Source organism: Elizabethkingia bruuniana (genome assembly GCF_002024805.1).
Lineage (GTDB): Bacteria > Bacteroidota > Bacteroidia > Flavobacteriales > Weeksellaceae > Elizabethkingia > Elizabethkingia bruuniana.
In genome coordinates, this window is record NZ_CP014337.1 from 3,791,423 (window position 1) to 3,806,954 (window position 15,532).

Genomic DNA, 15,532 nt, shown 5'->3' on the forward strand with positions numbered 1-15,532 from the left:
CAATCTGACCAATGAAAAATACAAAAATTACCATTCATTTTTTGGGCGCTGCGGGTACAGTAACGGGTTCCAAATATTTAATCGATACAGGAGCACATCAACTCCTAATCGACTGCGGAGTTTTTCAAGGATTAAAGGAATTACGGCTTAAAAACTGGGAATATCCGCCTGTGGACGTTTCAGCCATTGATGCCGTTTTATTGACTCATGGCCATTTCGACCACACAGCATACCTTCCCCGATTGGTAAAATATGGTTTTAGTGGATTGGTTTACGGAACAAATCCAACTTTGGATATTGCCACAATCATTCTGAACGACAGTGCCAAAATCCAGGAACAGGAAGCAGCGCGAGCCAATAAGGAAGGCTACTCCAAACACAGTCCGGCAGAACCGCTGTATGGTGTGAAGGATGTAGCAAAAACCATTTCCCATTTTAAGGAGGTTCCGCCATCACAGTGGATTCCTTTGTTTGATGGTGTGAGCGCCCGATTTCAATACAATGGACATATTTTGGGCGCCACCTTTATAGAGTTGGATCTACAGGGAAAACGCTTTGTTTTTTCGGGAGATATTGGACGCACAAATGATCTACTGCTATATCCACCCCTGAAACCCGAAAAGGCGGATGTTCTTTTCATAGAGTCAACCTACGGAGGAAGGTTTCATCCGGATGAAGTGGAAGCGGTTCTGGAGATTGAAAAATTAGTCAACGATACCATTAACCGTGGAGGCAGCGTGTTTATTCCCAGTTTTTCGGTTGAACGTGCTCAACTGATGATGCTTATTTTATGGAGGTTGCTTAACGAAAATAAAATACCCAAAGTACCGATAATCATGGACAGTCCGATGGGAGCCAGCATACTCGATCTGTTTTACCGTACCAGAGATTGGCACCGGTTAACAACCGACGAATGTGATGAAATGTGCGATCATTTCACGGTGGTCAGCAGCTATCAGGAAACCATGGAGTTGCGGTCCGACAACAAACCAAAAATTGTTATCGCCGGCAGCGGGATGCTCACCGGTGGCAGAATGCTCAACTATCTTGAAACCCAGGCACAAAACCCTGATAATACCCTGCTTTTTGTCGGCTATCAGGCCGAAGGAACCCGTGGAAGAAAACTATTGGATGGTGAGAAAGAACTAAAAGTGTATGGAAAATGGGTTCCTTTCAATATGGAAATAGCGGAAATTGAAGGACTATCTTCACATGCAGACCACAATGAACTCATTGGTTGGATGAATGAAATAACAAATATTCCTGAAAGAATTTTCATCGTACATGGAGAAAAGGAAAGCGCAGAAGCGCTGCAGCTGGGCATAAAAGAAACCTACGGCTGGGATTCGCAAATACCGCAACTTTATGATATTGAAGAATTATAATTTGGAGAGATGAATCATATAACGGACAGTAAAATCAAGCATTCAAATGAGACCAACTGGTATGTGATTACCGGCGGACCCAGTACCGGAAAAACAACGACCATTGATTTGCTTCAGAAGCAAGGTTACCTTACGACAATTGAGCACGCCAGGCATTACATTGATACCATGCATAATGAAGGAAATTCTGTTGAAGAAATCAGAAGCAATAAAACGAAATTTCAATTGGGCGTGTTAGATATGCAGATTGCCCAAGAAGGATCGCTCAATAAGGAGGATATGGTTTTTTTGGACAGGGCTATCCCGGACGCAATGGCTTATTATCAATTTTTAAACTTGGATTATGATGAAAAGTTACTTAATGCCGTCAACGGGGTTTCCTACAAAAAAATCTTTATTCTAGACCGATTGCCGTTTACCAAAGACTATGCGAGAACCGAAAATGAAGACGATCAAAAACTAATTCATCAGTTGATAATAGAAAGCTATACCAATCTCGGTTTCACTATCGTTTTTGTTCCGGTTTTGCCTCCCGAAGAAAGAGTGAAATTCATTTTAGATAATTTATGAACAAAAAATATTCATCCAAATTGTTAACATATAAGAAATTATTATTATGAAAAATTCAGAACATGATCACAACATGCTTAAGGATACTGATTCAGCAACAGGCAATCATTCCAAACATGAAATGGAATCGGGCAAGGAGTCTGTCCAGCACGCGCAAAAAAGCCACGCCTCTGCATACAAAAAGTTGTTTTGGATGCTTCTCATTTCCTTCGTATCCATGTTTATATTAATGTATGCGATGGTTGATCGGTTATCCAATGTGATTCCCAATATTAATCAGTTTTATATGGCCGGACTAATGGCTTCTCCTATGTTGATCATCGAACTGCTGTTAATGGCAAAGATGTATCCCAATAAAAAACTCAATAAGGTACTGATGGGTGTCGGTGTGTTGGCGATGGTGCTGTTTTGGTCTGGCATTCGGCAGCAGACAGCCGTGGGAGATGTCCAGTTCCTAAAGTCCATGATTCCACACCATGCAGGGGCTATTCTTATGGTCGAAGAAAGTAATCTGGTCGATCCGGAAGTGAGAAAGTTGGGCGAGGAAATTATCAAAGCACAGGAGGAGGAAATTGCCGTCATGAAGGCGAAAATTAAGGAACTTCAAACCCGGAAGTAATCTCAAATAGCAGAATTTAACACAAAAAAATTGAATTATGAAAAAATACACCTGTCCCATGCATCCCCAGATATTGAAGGACGAACCGGGGAAATGTCCACTTTGCGGAATGAACTTAATTCCCTTGGGAGGAACCGCCCCAGCTGAAAAAGACGAACACAGCCATCATCATCAGAATCATGATCATCACTCAGAATCTGATAGTTCAGCGGCGGGATTTGACAAACATGCAGGTCATCATACTCCGGATTTTCTAAAAAGATTCTGGATTACACTGGTACTTTCTGTCCCGGTGCTGCTGCTTTCCCACATGATTCAGCAGTGGCTTGGTTTCACCATAGCTTTTCAAGGCGATAAATACGTGCTGTTGGTTTTGGGAAGTATTATTTATTTCTACGGTGGAATGCCATTTTTCAAAGGGTTTTTGGGTGAAGTGAAAGCCGGAGCTATTGGGATGATGACGCTCGTTGCTGTGGCGATTACCGTAGCTTATGTCTATTCCGTTGCCGTCGTATTCGGGCTGCCGGGCATGGATTTCTTTTGGGAGCTCGCCACCCTAATTGTCATCATGCTTCTGGGTCACTGGCTCGAAATGCGTTCGCAGATGGCTGCTTCAAAAGCGTTGCAATCTCTAGTTGCCTTACTACCAAATGACGTAACCGTCGAGCAGAACGGAAGTCCGGTTAAAATAAAACTGGAACAGCTGAAAAACGGAGATACCGTAATCATAAGACCGGGCGAAAAAGTCGCCGCTGACGGTCTGATTGTCGAGGGCAGTTCCTATTTAAATGAAAGCATGCTGACCGGAGAAAGTGTTCCTGTAAGAAAAGAGTCCGGTGGAAAGGTTATCGCAGGGTCTATCAATGGAGACGGGGCTTTAAAGATAAAAGCAACAGGGGTTGGAAAGGATTCGTACCTCAATAAGGTCATTAATTTGGTTCAGGATGCGCAGGCAGCAAAGTCGAACACTCAGAATCTGGCGGATAAAGTAGCCAAATGGCTTACTATAGTAGCAATTGTGGTGGGAGTAGGAACTTTCGCTTACTGGTACATCACCATGGGAGATTTGGCTTTTGCTCTGGAACGGATGGTAACGGTAATGGTAACGGCCTGCCCTCATGCTTTAGGAGTGGCAATCCCTCTGGTGGTGGCCATTTCCACTACACTTTCAGCGACAAATGGTTTACTCATCAGAAACCGCACGGCTTTTGAAACCACCAGAAAATTATCGACCATTATTTTCGATAAAACCGGCACCCTTACGAAAGGTTCCCACACTGTGCAGAAAATCATTCCTCTAACGGAACACTATTCGGAAAACGATTTACTCCAGTATGCAGCAGCAGTGCAGCAGAACTCCGAACATCACATTGCAAAAGGAATCATGCAGACCCTTTCCGAGAAAAAACTGGAGCTATGGAAGTCAGATAATTTCCGCTACATGCAGGGAATTGGAGTGACAGGAATCGTAAACGGTAAATCGGTTGTCGCGGCTGGTCCTAATTATTTTGTTCAAAACAATAAACAGGTACCTGCCATTCCGGAAGAAATCAACCAGGATGCAGAAACAGTGAACTTTATTTTGATTGATGACGTGCCCGTGGGTATTGTTTCTTTAGCAGATACCATTCGCGAAGGCGCAAAAGAAGCTATTGACCAACTTCGAAGCATGAACATTAAATCATTCCTGCTTACAGGTGATAACGAAAAGGTAGCGGCGGCGGTGTCAAAGCAGTTAGGAATGGACGGATATTTGGCAAATGTACTTCCGCACCACAAACAGGAAAAAGTAAAAGAATTTCAGGATAAAGGAGAAATCGTTGCCATGACAGGAGACGGCGTAAATGATGCACCGGCTTTGGCAGCAGCAGATGTAGGCATTGCAGTTGGCAGCGGAACTGATGTTGCTGCCGAAACCGCAGATATTATTCTGGTCAATAGTGACCCTCGAGACGTGGTGAAAATGATAGATTTTGGAAAGAAAACTTACAGCAAGATGATCCAGAATCTCGTATGGGCAGTGGGCTATAACGTCGTGGCTATTCCACTTGCTGCAGGTGTTCTGTATCCCACATATGTCCTGAGTCCCGCCATGGGCGCAGTGCTGATGAGTGTCAGTACCATCGTGGTCGCACTTAATGCAAGTTTGTTAAAAATTAAATAATCACAAGATGAAATATATATTTTCGCTCTTTCTATTTATGGCAATGTCCATAAACAGTTATTCACAGAGCACCAAAACCGTGTACACCTGCCCGATGCATCCGCAGGTCGTGAAATCAGCACCCGGTAACTGCCCCATTTGCGGTATGACCTTGGTAAAGAAAACCCTTACTGAGAAAAAAACGGCGGCCAAATCCGCGCCCGCTCCTAAAAAGGCCACCGCAGTTAAAAAAACTACGGGTAAGAAACCTGAAGTGACCCCTGCAAAAACAAAGACAAAAGCGGAAGTTAAAAAACCGGTGATGCCAAAGACTAAAGCAGTACCGAAAGATCCAACAAGCGTCAAAACGCCGGAACATTCAACAACTGCTCCCCATCCGCATGAAGCAGCGCAAAAGATGTACACCTGTCCGATGCACCCCGAGGTGGTTTCGGACAAACCCGGAAAGTGTCCCAAGTGCGGTATGAATCTGGTTCCTCAAAAGGAAAGCGGCCAGCATCAGGGTACCGGCAAAACCCCCGAACATCAAACTTCAGATCCGCATCAGCATGAAGCAGCGCAAAAAGGTTACACCTGTCCGATGCATCCCGAGGTGATTTCGGACAAACCGGGAAAGTGTCCCAAGTGCGGTATGAATCTGGTCCCTCAAAAAGGAAAGAAGGAAGATCATTCTGCACATGGAAACATGCAGATGCATAGTGAACACAAAATGGTCATGCCGATGCCTGAAAAGCACCTAAAAGGCGGACGCAAAGTGACCTACCATCTTTATGTTAAAGACACCCTGGTAAATTTCGCGGGCAAACAAAAACGCGCCATTGCCGTAAACGGGCAGATTCCGATGCCAAAGCTGGAGTTTTATGAGGGCGATACGGCGGAAGTGATTGTCCATAATTTAATGGATGAAGAAACTTCTCTGCACTGGCACGGTCTTCATCTTCCAAATAAAGAAGATGGGGTTCCCTGGCTTACCCAGAAACCCATTCCACCACATTCAACCTACACGTATTCGTTTCCGATCATCCAAAACGGAACCCACTGGTATCACTCACATACTGGTCTGCAGGAGCAGATTGGAATGTATGGGATGATGATTCTGAAAAAACGTCCCGAAGATCCTACTTTCCGACCGGGGATTGATGATTTGCCCACGGAGCACCTTATCCTGAGCGAGTGAACAAACCTGAACCCCAATAATGTTCAGCGGATGCTCCGCAATGCGAACGACTGGTTCGCAATCAAGAAGGGCGCTACGCAGAGCTATTCTGAAGCCATAAAACAGGGACATTTCAAAACCAAGCTTACCAATGAGTGGAAGCGCATGCTGGCCATGGATGTGAGCGACGTTTACTATGACGCATTTCTGGTTAACGGGAAAACCGAAAGCCAGCTGGCAGGATACAAAGCCGGTGACAAAGTACGGCTGCAAATAGCCAACGGCGGGGCTTCCTCTTATTTCTGGCTTAATTATGCGGGCGGAAAAATTAAAGTAGTGGCCAGTGACGGACTGGATATTGAACCCGTGGAGGTAGACCGTCTAATCCTTGCTGTTTCTGAAACTGTGGATATTGTAGTTGAAATTCCGGAAGAAAACACCTCCTATGAACTCCTCGTTACCCCCGAAGACCGAACGAAATCAGCATCTGTTTATATTGGAGAAGGCGTCCGTAAATTCCATCATCCATTGCCAAAACTCAAATATTTTGAAGGCATGAAAATGATGAACGATATGATGAAAATGAACGGCGACATGAAGGATATGGGCATGGACATGAGTTACCAGACGATGGATATGAATCAGGTGATGTATCCCGAAATCATCGCGGAAAATAATGAAGCAATGCCAATGGACAAGATGGACAACAACGATGCGCAAATGGATCATTCAAAGCACCAGATGCCTGCGTCAGGGATTACGACATTGAATTACGGAATGATGAAGTCGCCCTATGACACTTCACTCCCGAAAGACAGTCTCGTGCGCGAGCTCAAGTTTACCCTTACGGGAAACATGAACCGCTACGTTTGGAGCATGGACGATAAAGTTCTGGCAGAATCGGACAAAATATTGGTGAAGAAAGGCGAAATTCTCCGCATTACCCTATTCAATAATTCGATGATGCGCCACCCGATGCACCTGCACGGATTTGATTTCCGCGTACTCAACAAAAATGGTGTTCAGGCACCCCTCAAAAATGTGTTGGATGTTATGCCCATGGAAACCAATGTCATAGAATTTGAATCAAAAACGGATGGGGACTGGTTCTTCCACTGTCACATCCTCTATCACATGATGGCGGGGATGAACCGTGTTTTTGCTGTTGGTGATTATCAGAATCCTTTGCTGCCCGATAAAGCTTCAGCTTACAAAAAGCTCCAGCGCGAAAGTAACATGTGGCACCTTATGGCCGAAAACGATTTTGCTACTAATGGTAACGACGGGATGGCGAGGATCTCAAATGCCCGCTGGGAATTGGGAACAGAATGGCGTTTAGGTTACAATCCCCATCACGGCTACGAGGTGGAAACCCAACTCGGCAGGTATGTGGACCGTATGCAGTGGCTGAAACCATTTATCGGATTTAACTATCGTTATAGAAAGATTGACAGGAATTATATTGAAAAAAACCTTTTTGGACAGGCATCTACTAAAGATGAAAGAAAAACTTTCAGCGCTGGTATCATGTATAAACTCCCGATGTTGGTGGACCTGCAGGCAGAAATATTTACAGACGGAATTGTAAGGTTCCAGCTGAAACGTGAAGACATTCCGTTGACTGCGCGTTTGCGCGGGGCATTCATGGTCAATACCGACAAAGAATATATGGCAGGTCTTAAATATATCGTCACAAAAAATATCGGAATCTCAACCCACTACGACAGCGATATGAGCTGGGGTGCAGGGATTACTTTGAATTATTAAGATACTTGTTGATGAGCAATGTTTAATAGGGTGCAACACGTTAAATAAAGACCGATTGCACTTTATTTTGCTCGTACGCAGCCAGATATGTAATAAAGGAAGGGGGAAAATACTTATTACGAAGAAATTTGAAGTATCAATTTCTAGTCCCTCCCTCTAAAATCAGGGACTAAATCGGGGATTGTTTAATGGTTTATACGATGTCTTATGTTTTTATAAAATTATCTAACTTGCTTACTGTCAGCAAAATGATGACTTACATTGCTTTATTGGTTTAAATAAAAACTCCCTGTGGAACTACATGAGCATTTTGATGAAATTCACCCAAAAGTTTTAAATTTTTTAAATGACAATGAAGAGAAGATAATTGAGGGCTACGAAGAAAATGACGGGCACCCATTTCAGCATGTCTTTAATTCTTTTCTAAATTTATTTAAAGTAAGGTTTCCTCTTGTAACAAATTCAGAAGTTAACATTTTTAGATATTTTTTTGTTGAAAAGTTGCAAAGTCACTTCCGCAAAGAACTTCAGGACTCAATTGAAGTATGCAGTCAAACATATTTTGGAAATTACTACATAACATTCGTGAAGATAAATCTCGATCCGAAAGATGTTTCTTCTGTTTATGCCGTTAAACCTAAACTTGACAACCCAAGGATTGCCAAGCAACATGGGGCATTCTTAATTTTTGGTATTAGTCCATCATTATTTACTATTTTCGGGTTATATAAACCAATGGCTAAATTTAACAAAAAATGGATTGAAAGAGGAAGTAATTCAGATCAACGAATTATTATCGATAAAAAGTCTAATACTCAAATATTACAACAACTGGAAAGCTTTGGTTTCAACCAAGCTACTTTATTTCCAGAAGTCGATATAGTTGCAAGTTTTGTAAAATTCAAATACTTAAAAAAACTGGATTAATAGATTTTGGATTTTAATAATAAATATGAAACATTGGATGATTTTATTTCTTCCCGCCTTAATGATGAAGAAGTGGGAATCTGGTTTTATGACAATGGTTTAGAGAAGTTTATTATTAAGTTGCCTAATCATATTATTAGAGCCATCAACCAAGGATGTAAATTAGAAATGTTAGTAGGGCAGTATTTTGTTTCAGAAAAAACATACCCTGTTATTGGATTATTCATTTATGACCATATTGATAATCCCTTGATTGTAACTCAATCCAGTAATTTTCTGCTTGAAATAGATGCACTTAAAATAATATTGAAAAGTGGGAATTCAATTTTAGTGGACTTTTATGATGAATTGGGGGTTCCCGTTTTATCAAGCAATGCTACCCTAAGTGAGAATACTGTTGAAATTCAATGGCAAAACATTGATACTGAATATAACAATGATAATTGGAAGAAAGTTTTAGATCAAATGAAATTGGATTTTGACGCCAAAAACTATCAAGATTTTCAGAGAATAGAAATAAATGTCTCCAATGGAGTTGCGATACAATCTGCTTTTATTACTGATCAAAATATTACCACTCATTATTTAGAGGAAAAAGAGGGAGATCAACTTGAAAAAAAAGTGTTCGTACCCTTAGAATCTATATTTAAAACCAATAATATTTTTCTCAATCCTTATTTTAATTCTTCAGGCAGAAAAAAGGAACTCACCGATATTTTTGCCCATTATGAATTGGGAACATTTTATATTGAATCCAAGGTTTTATCTTCTCAAAAGGCTTTTGATAAATCCATTTCCAAACAACAGGATAATATTAAAAAGCAAATATTAAAGGCGGTTAATCAACTTGCCGGAGCTTTGAGAAGTGTATCAAATGAAATATCGGTATTTGACTCTAAATCAAATCTGAAAATTGAGATTAACAAAGGGTTAGTACCACAATGTATTATTTTAGTTTCAGAATTACCCTCATTTGGGGAATGGGAAGATTTTAACATTTCAATTTTTAAATTAATTTCACAATATAACTGTTATCTCAATATAATGGAACTTTCTGACTTTATGAAGATTATTAAATTAGCCAGCGGAAGCATCGAAAAATTGGATTATTATCTTATGAAAAGGGCAGAAGGTTTCGAAACAACAAAGACTTTCTTTTATAAAACCGAGGTTGTGTTTAATTAAGTGTTTTAATAATTTATTTTTTATTCCAGGTTCTAGAAAGAATATTTTCAATCTTTATTCGTCCGATTTCTCTAATTATTTGAGAAGCGAATCTTCTTTTTCGTCGCAAATATTTTCTAAATTTGCGACAAAATAACCGTAAATTGCATATGCAAAGCATTGATGATAAAATACTTGTAAAAATAAAAAAGCGAAGAGGGGTACGTTGTTTTTTATTGAAGGCTTTCTTGCTTTCGGCAATGCCAGAGCAGTTGCAAAAGAATTGGAAAGATTGGTCAATAACGGCGGTATTTCCCGTGTTGCGAGGGGATTTACGCTGTTTTACAAACGGATCCAGTTTTGGGAAATATTCAGCCTTCTGCCGAACAGATTGCAGAGGTAATTCGCAAAAGAGACAAGGCGCGCATTATTCCAACGGGAATTCTGGCGCTCAATGCACTAGGACTCTCCACCCAGATTCCCCTCAATTTGGTGTATCTTACAGACGGTTCTGCACGAACAGTTGATCTCGGCAAAAGAAAAATAAAATTCAAAAAAACAAGCCCGAAAAACCTCGCTGCGATTGGTGAAATAAGCGGACTTGTAATCCAAGCTTTGAAAGAAATCGGGAAGGACAATGTCACTCAACAGGAAAAGGATTTAGTTATAGAAAAGCTTAAAAAGGAAAATCCATACCGCTTGGAACACGACATTCGCCTTGCGCCAGAATGGATTAGGATAATAATGCGGAACGCCATAAATAAAAATAATGACAAATAAATTTTTAGCCCTTCCCCAATAAACGAGGGTCCTTGCTTTTACACAAGTTGCCGAAAAAAGAGGAATAACACCGTTTGCCGTCGAAAAAGACTGGTGGGTATCGCAAACTTTGAAAGCGGTTTTTGAATTGGATGTAGCCGAGCATTTGGTTTTCAAAGGTGGCACCTCGCTGAGCAAGGCGTGGAACCTCATAGAAAGGTTTTCCGAAGACATTGATTTGGCCATCGAAAGAGAGTTTCTTGGCTTCGAAGGAAGTTTGACTAAAAACAAGAAAACCAAATTAAGGAAGGCTTCCGGCCAATATATCAGCGAGGTTTTTTATTTAGAATTACAGGAAAAATTTAAAGAGAAAGGCTTGGAAAATGTCACTTTCTCGTTGGCCGAAACCCAGAATTCCGATCAGGATCCTCGTATTATCAATATTTTTTATCCAAATATAATTGAAGTTACGGAATATCTGAAGCCGAGAGTTCAAATAGAAGTCGGGTGCCGTTCATTAATTGAGCCATTTACGATGAAAAAAATTTCCGCGATGGTTGATGATGAATATCCAGAGCAGAGTTTTTCGGAAAAAAGCGAAGAAATACCATCCGTTAATCCGGAAAGGACTTTTTTAGAAAAAATTTTCCTTCTGCATGAAGAGTTTCAGAAAACCGCTTAAAAAATAAGGGTAGATCTGCTCAGCCGCCATTTGTACGATCTATATGCTTTTTCAAAAACATAATATTCAGAAAGTGCCCTACAGAATAAGGAACTCTATGAAACCATTGTAAAGCACAGAATGGAGTTTGCCAAAATCTCCGGTATCGACTATAGCCTGCACAGGCCAGCCACAATAAACCCTATTCCACCAGAAAATATCATTGAATTATGGGAAAAAGATTATGCCAAAATGCGAGAAGAAATGGTTTGTGGCGAAAACAGACCAACTTTTTCTAAAATAATTGAAACTCTTAAAAGACTGAAAGATAAAATCAACAGCCTCAATTGGGAAATGATTTAAGGGAAAAGGTTTTGCTAAAATATTAAACAAATACTCTTACTTCAAAACCTCGTCAATAATCTTATCCAATTTATTATCCGGAAGACTGTTTAAATAAGACATTGTAGATTTTATATCTTTTTGCCCAAGTGCTTCGCGAATAGTCTCAATTGAAATATTATTGAACTTCAAAACTGTGGCAAACGAGTGACGGGCGCAGTAATAAGAGATATTCTTCTTGATTTGCAGTTCTTTCATTATTTCTTTTAACTGCATATTCACATAATAGGTCAGCACTTTTTTGGATCTGTTTTTTAGGTAAATCTGCGTTGGCTTTTCGGTATTCATTATTTTGAAAATGAACTTTGAACTGTCTTCGGATTTGTATTTTTCCATGATATTCCCAGCGTAATCATTGATTTTAAAACTCACCGGAACGCCTGTTTTACTGCGGATATAATCAATACGATCAATATTCAAGAATTTTTTTTCCAACTTAATCAAATCCAAAAAGTTGATTCCTCTTGCATAATAACTGAACAAAAACATATCTTTTGCAAAAGAAAGTTTTTCGTCTTTTGGCTCATATTTCTTGAGTTTTTCTATTTCTTCTTCATTCAGATACTCCTTTTTCCCACTTTCCTTCAGTTTTGAAATTTTATATTGCCTAAAAGGATATTGTTTTTCCGTAATTACTTGGTTTCTAATGGCTTGATTAAAAACCGAACGCAAAGTCCGCATTCTAATAGCGATACTGGACTCCCTATTCCCGCGAGAAATGCAATAGGCTTCAAATTTTTTCAAGTTAGAATAATCCAATTCATTAAAGCTAATGTCTTTTTTGCCAAAGAACCGTTGCAGCGCATTCAGAGTATCTTTTTCCACTTTCGCTGTTCCGGTTTTATCCGATGCCAAAAGATTTCTAATCAAATCTTCGTGGAAACTCGTATAGGTTAAGGAAATGCTTTGTCCGCTGCTCGTCTTTAGTTTATTGATGAGATCAGGAAGCGTGAAGTAGATTCCATTTTTATCGAAATCGTCGATAATCTCGTCAATGATCTTAATTCTGCGCTCAATAAATTTGTTGAGGTTAGCGTGATTGGGATGCGAAGTTTTCAGACGACAAGCGTCAAAACTCCAGTCCTTCTCCTTGCAAGTTTTCCCGATTGAAAGACTTGTGTTTTTGCGGTCTTTTATAAATGAAATTATGATACTTCTCTCCCCTGTTTTATTCGCTTTTGGAGCAAGTGTAAAGGTGTAACTTACCATTTTGTGTCAATTTTTATCGTTTTTCACGAACATTTTTTTCAGATATTCCTGTTTATCGTGTTTTACAAAAATTTTTTCACGAACATTTCACGAACATTTGCGCTCCAAAAGTAAAATATTATAAAATACTGTACAAGAAAAATATTTGTAAACAATTGATAATCAAAGAAAATAAAGCATAATAAAGATTAAGCAAATTATAATAAAACACAATAAAACCGACTGTTAATCAGAGGGTCGCTGGTTCGAGCCCAGCAGGAGGAGCTTCTTATAAAGCACTTACAGAAATGTAGGTGCTTTTTTTATGCACTTTATTTCTTTAACCATTCTGTTCTTATTTTGCTATTACTGCTTCAGAATCTGATTAACTGATGTTATCGGTTTGTTTCTTATCCTTAGAATAGCCACCCTGACAAATTTCACTATTATTTTGTTTTAATTTAGAATTAATAAAAACTATATTTGCTGCCAGTTAAAATATATTCATTTCTGTTTATGAAAAAACAAATAATATTACCTGCTATAGCTGTACTGGCTTATTTTCCTGGATATGCACAAAGTGTAAAAGATTCCGGAAATACTAAGAATATAGATGATGTTGTAATTGTAGCTTCCAGAAAGCCGACGAAGATATCGGATATTCCAGGAACAGTTTGGGTAGTACCAAAAGATAAAATTGAGCTACAGGCTAAGAACGGAGTTCCTATTAAAGAAATGCTTTCTATTCTCATACCGAGTTTAGACATAGGACCACAGGGTAGAACCAATTACGGTCAAAATATGCGTGGCCGTTCTGCATTGGTAATGATTGATGGTGTTTCTCTAAACAGTATAAGAACGATCAGCCGTCAGTTGGATGCCATAGATCCTTTTAATATTGAGAGAATTGAGGTTCTTTCCGGGGCAAGTTCAATTTATGGAGGTAACGCTACAGGTGGTATTATTAATATTATTACCAAAACTCCTTCTAAAAAAGGCTTAAGTGGTGAGACTGAATTAGGAGTGCGTACCGGATTTATGGGAAAAGATGACCATGACTTTCGTGCTGCCCAGTCTATCGCAGGAAAAGGCGAAAAGTTATTTGGAAGACTAGGTGTTGCCTACCAGCAGAATGGTGGTGTATATGGAGCCGACCAGAAGCAGCTGATCACTGATATCACCCAGACAGATTTACAGTATAATCAGTCCATAGACATCTTGGCAACAGGAGGCTACAAATTTAATAACAAGCATAAGATTACAGCATCTGTACAGTATTATAATTCCAAATTCAATGGTGACAGAAGTGTTTTTCTGGGTGAGAATCTTAGTGCTTTTACAAAAAGAGATCCTAAAATCTTATCTATGAGAGACGGATTCTCTTCAGATAAAAATATCGGAACGGAACGTTATATGGGAACTTTAGCGTATACCGGAAACAATATATTAGGAGGGCAGGATCTTTATGTGCAGGTCGCTACAAGAGGTGAAAAATTAGGCTTTTATCCTTTTCCGGGGAATCTGAAGTTACAAACTGGTACAATAAGTTATATGTCGTCTTCCCAACAGAATACTTATTATACAGGAATAAAAGCTTTGCTTTCTAAAAACTGGAATAAACTAAATATTACTTACGGAGTCGATATAGATTTTGAAAAATTCGATGCAAATCAGTCAGTATATAACCTTGAAAAGACAATGTCGAGCGGTGGACTGATTAACACAACGCAATATGAGCTTGGCAGATATCCAACCAACCACTCCAGAAGTTATGCAGGATATGCACAGGTAAAGTATGATATCATTCCTAAATTACAGCTTAATGCAGGAGTACGTTATCAGAGAATTAATGTAGAGGTAGATGATTTTGTGGGAGCAACTCAGCAGGTGCAGGTAGCAATGGGTTATGGTAAATCTGCTTCAGCTATTCCTGGCGGGAAAAGCGATTACAATATGACACTTGCCAATGCAGGACTTTTATATAAGATTAATGAAAAGAATCAGGTGTGGGGAACTTTCTCTCAAGGAGTGAGTCTTGCAGACCCTTCCAAGTATTATGGTGCCGGAACTTATGCACTGGATCAGAAAACTGGAAACTGGAATGTAGTATCCAGCATTAACGTTAAAGAGCAGCCATTACAGGGCATTAAAACAAATCAGTATGAAGTTGGTTACCGTATTAACAGTAATGGCTTTAAAGCCCAGGTTTCAGGGTTCCTAAGCAATTCCGATAAAAGCATAACAGTAGACAAACAAACATTTCAGTTAATTGTCAATGATCTGAAGCTTAGAAATATCGGAATAGAGGCAGAAATATCTTATTACATGCCTAACGGAGTATATTTTGGAGCCAGTGGACTTTTAATAAAGTCTGAAGTAGATAACAAAGGAACGTGGAACAAGCAGGAGGTTTACAATGCTTCACCTTCCAAAATGGTATCTTATATAGGTTATCAGATTAAAAACTGGAACTTCAGATACCAGCATTTACAAAACTTTAAACTTAAAGACGATCTAGGAAATGTAATCGATGCATACGATACAGCAGATCTTATGATTGGCTATCAGCTGTCATGGGGTAAATTTAACCTCGGTATTCAGAACCTTTTCAATACCGATTATCAAACGATATGGAGCAAGCGTTCGCAGATTCTGTATGGCGCTTACGGTGTTCCGGACTTATTCTATTATAAAGGAAGAGGAAGAACATTTAATCTTTCATATACCTTTAATTTCTAGTATCAATGGTATTTATAGACAGATTGAAATA

12 protein-coding genes and 2 pseudogenes are annotated in these 15,532 nt (G+C 39.6%); 13 read left to right on the top strand and 1 reads right to left on the bottom strand.

Annotation, left to right across the window (positions count from 1 at the left end; genetic code table 11):
- Positions 1-11 precede the first annotated feature (11 nt).
- The 12 genes and pseudogenes from AYC65_RS17810 to AYC65_RS21135 all read left to right on the top strand — a co-directional run bounded on the left by AYC65_RS17810 (position 12) and on the right by AYC65_RS21135 (position 11,535).
- A complete protein-coding gene (locus tag AYC65_RS17810) occupies positions 12-1,385 on the top strand; it encodes an MBL fold metallo-hydrolase RNA specificity domain-containing protein (protein ID WP_034871876.1) in 1,374 nt (457 codons plus the stop codon).
- 9 nt (positions 1,386-1,394) lie between these two features.
- Entirely contained in the window at positions 1,395-1,955 is a 561-nt protein-coding gene (locus tag AYC65_RS17815) for an AAA family ATPase (protein ID WP_034871875.1), read from the top strand.
- A 46-nt stretch (positions 1,956-2,001) separates the two neighbouring features.
- On the top strand, positions 2,002-2,574 hold the full coding sequence (locus AYC65_RS17820; RefSeq protein ID WP_234300387.1) for a DUF305 domain-containing protein: 573 nt from the start codon (positions 2,002-2,004) through the stop codon (positions 2,572-2,574).
- Positions 2,575-2,611: 37 nt separating this feature from the next.
- Entirely contained in the window at positions 2,612-4,738 is a 2,127-nt protein-coding gene (locus AYC65_RS17825) for a heavy metal translocating P-type ATPase (protein WP_034871873.1), read from the top strand.
- 43 nt (positions 4,739-4,781) lie between these two features.
- Positions 4,782-4,889, top strand: a pseudogene (locus AYC65_RS21210) (heavy metal-binding domain-containing protein); the annotation flags it as partial.
- 246 nt (positions 4,890-5,135) lie between these two features.
- The gene (locus tag AYC65_RS21280) at positions 5,136-5,915 is read left to right on the top strand and encodes a multicopper oxidase domain-containing protein (protein WP_455709024.1); all 780 of its coding nucleotides are present in this window, start codon (positions 5,136-5,138) and stop codon (positions 5,913-5,915) included.
- A gap of 30 nt (positions 5,916-5,945) precedes the next feature.
- Positions 5,946-7,661, top strand: coding sequence for a multicopper oxidase family protein (locus AYC65_RS17830; RefSeq protein WP_455709023.1), 1,716 nt, complete (start codon positions 5,946-5,948; stop codon positions 7,659-7,661).
- Between the two features lie 291 nt (positions 7,662-7,952).
- Entirely contained in the window at positions 7,953-8,588 is a 636-nt protein-coding gene (locus AYC65_RS17835; protein ID WP_034871872.1) for a hypothetical protein, read from the top strand.
- A 33-nt stretch (positions 8,589-8,621) separates the two neighbouring features.
- Positions 8,622-9,773: a hypothetical protein gene (locus AYC65_RS17840; protein ID WP_059333871.1), complete on the top strand. Its 1,152-nt coding sequence runs from the start codon at positions 8,622-8,624 to the stop codon at positions 9,771-9,773.
- Positions 9,774-9,978: 205 nt separating this feature from the next.
- Positions 9,979-10,532, top strand: a pseudogene (locus AYC65_RS17845) (DUF6088 family protein).
- A gap of 109 nt (positions 10,533-10,641) precedes the next feature.
- Positions 10,642-11,193 carry a nucleotidyl transferase AbiEii/AbiGii toxin family protein gene (locus tag AYC65_RS21130; RefSeq protein WP_234300389.1) on the top strand — a complete coding sequence of 184 codons (552 nt, stop codon included), beginning with the start codon at positions 10,642-10,644 and terminating at the stop codon, positions 11,191-11,193.
- Positions 11,194-11,313: 120 nt separating this feature from the next.
- Positions 11,314-11,535, top strand: a complete 222-nt coding sequence (locus AYC65_RS21135) for a hypothetical protein (protein WP_234300390.1) — start codon at positions 11,314-11,316, stop codon at positions 11,533-11,535.
- 36 nt (positions 11,536-11,571) lie between these two features.
- Here the strand turns inward: AYC65_RS21135 and AYC65_RS17855 are convergent, their stop codons facing one another.
- Positions 11,572-12,783, bottom strand: a complete 1,212-nt coding sequence (locus AYC65_RS17855; protein ID WP_034871870.1) for a site-specific integrase — start codon at positions 12,781-12,783, stop codon at positions 11,572-11,574.
- 495 nt (positions 12,784-13,278) lie between these two features.
- Between AYC65_RS17855 and AYC65_RS17860 the strand changes: the two genes are divergently transcribed.
- Positions 13,279-15,501: a TonB-dependent receptor gene (locus AYC65_RS17860; protein WP_034871868.1), complete on the top strand. Its 2,223-nt coding sequence runs from the start codon at positions 13,279-13,281 to the stop codon at positions 15,499-15,501.
- The last annotated feature ends 31 nt before the right edge of the window (positions 15,502-15,532 follow it).

Bases quoted from the DNA above. Each gene is read 5' to 3' on its own strand.
- AYC65_RS17810 (WP_034871876.1), top strand. From the start codon at position 12: ATGAAAAATACAAAAATTACCATTCATTTTTTGGGCGCTGCGGGTACA.
- AYC65_RS17815 (WP_034871875.1), top strand. From the start codon at position 1,395: ATGAATCATATAACGGACAGTAAAATCAAGCATTCAAATGAGACCAAC.
- AYC65_RS17820 (WP_234300387.1), top strand. From the start codon at position 2,002: ATGAAAAATTCAGAACATGATCACAACATGCTTAAGGATACTGATTCA.
- AYC65_RS17825 (WP_034871873.1), top strand. From the start codon at position 2,612: ATGAAAAAATACACCTGTCCCATGCATCCCCAGATATTGAAGGACGAA.
- AYC65_RS21280 (WP_455709024.1), top strand. From the start codon at position 5,136: ATGTACACCTGTCCGATGCACCCCGAGGTGGTTTCGGACAAACCCGGA.
- AYC65_RS17830 (WP_455709023.1), top strand. From the start codon at position 5,946: ATGCTCCGCAATGCGAACGACTGGTTCGCAATCAAGAAGGGCGCTACG.
- AYC65_RS21135 (WP_234300390.1), top strand. From the start codon at position 11,314: ATGGAGTTTGCCAAAATCTCCGGTATCGACTATAGCCTGCACAGGCCA.
- AYC65_RS17855 (WP_034871870.1), bottom strand. From the start codon at position 12,783: ATGGTAAGTTACACCTTTACACTTGCTCCAAAAGCGAATAAAACAGGG.
- AYC65_RS17860 (WP_034871868.1), top strand. From the start codon at position 13,279: ATGAAAAAACAAATAATATTACCTGCTATAGCTGTACTGGCTTATTTT.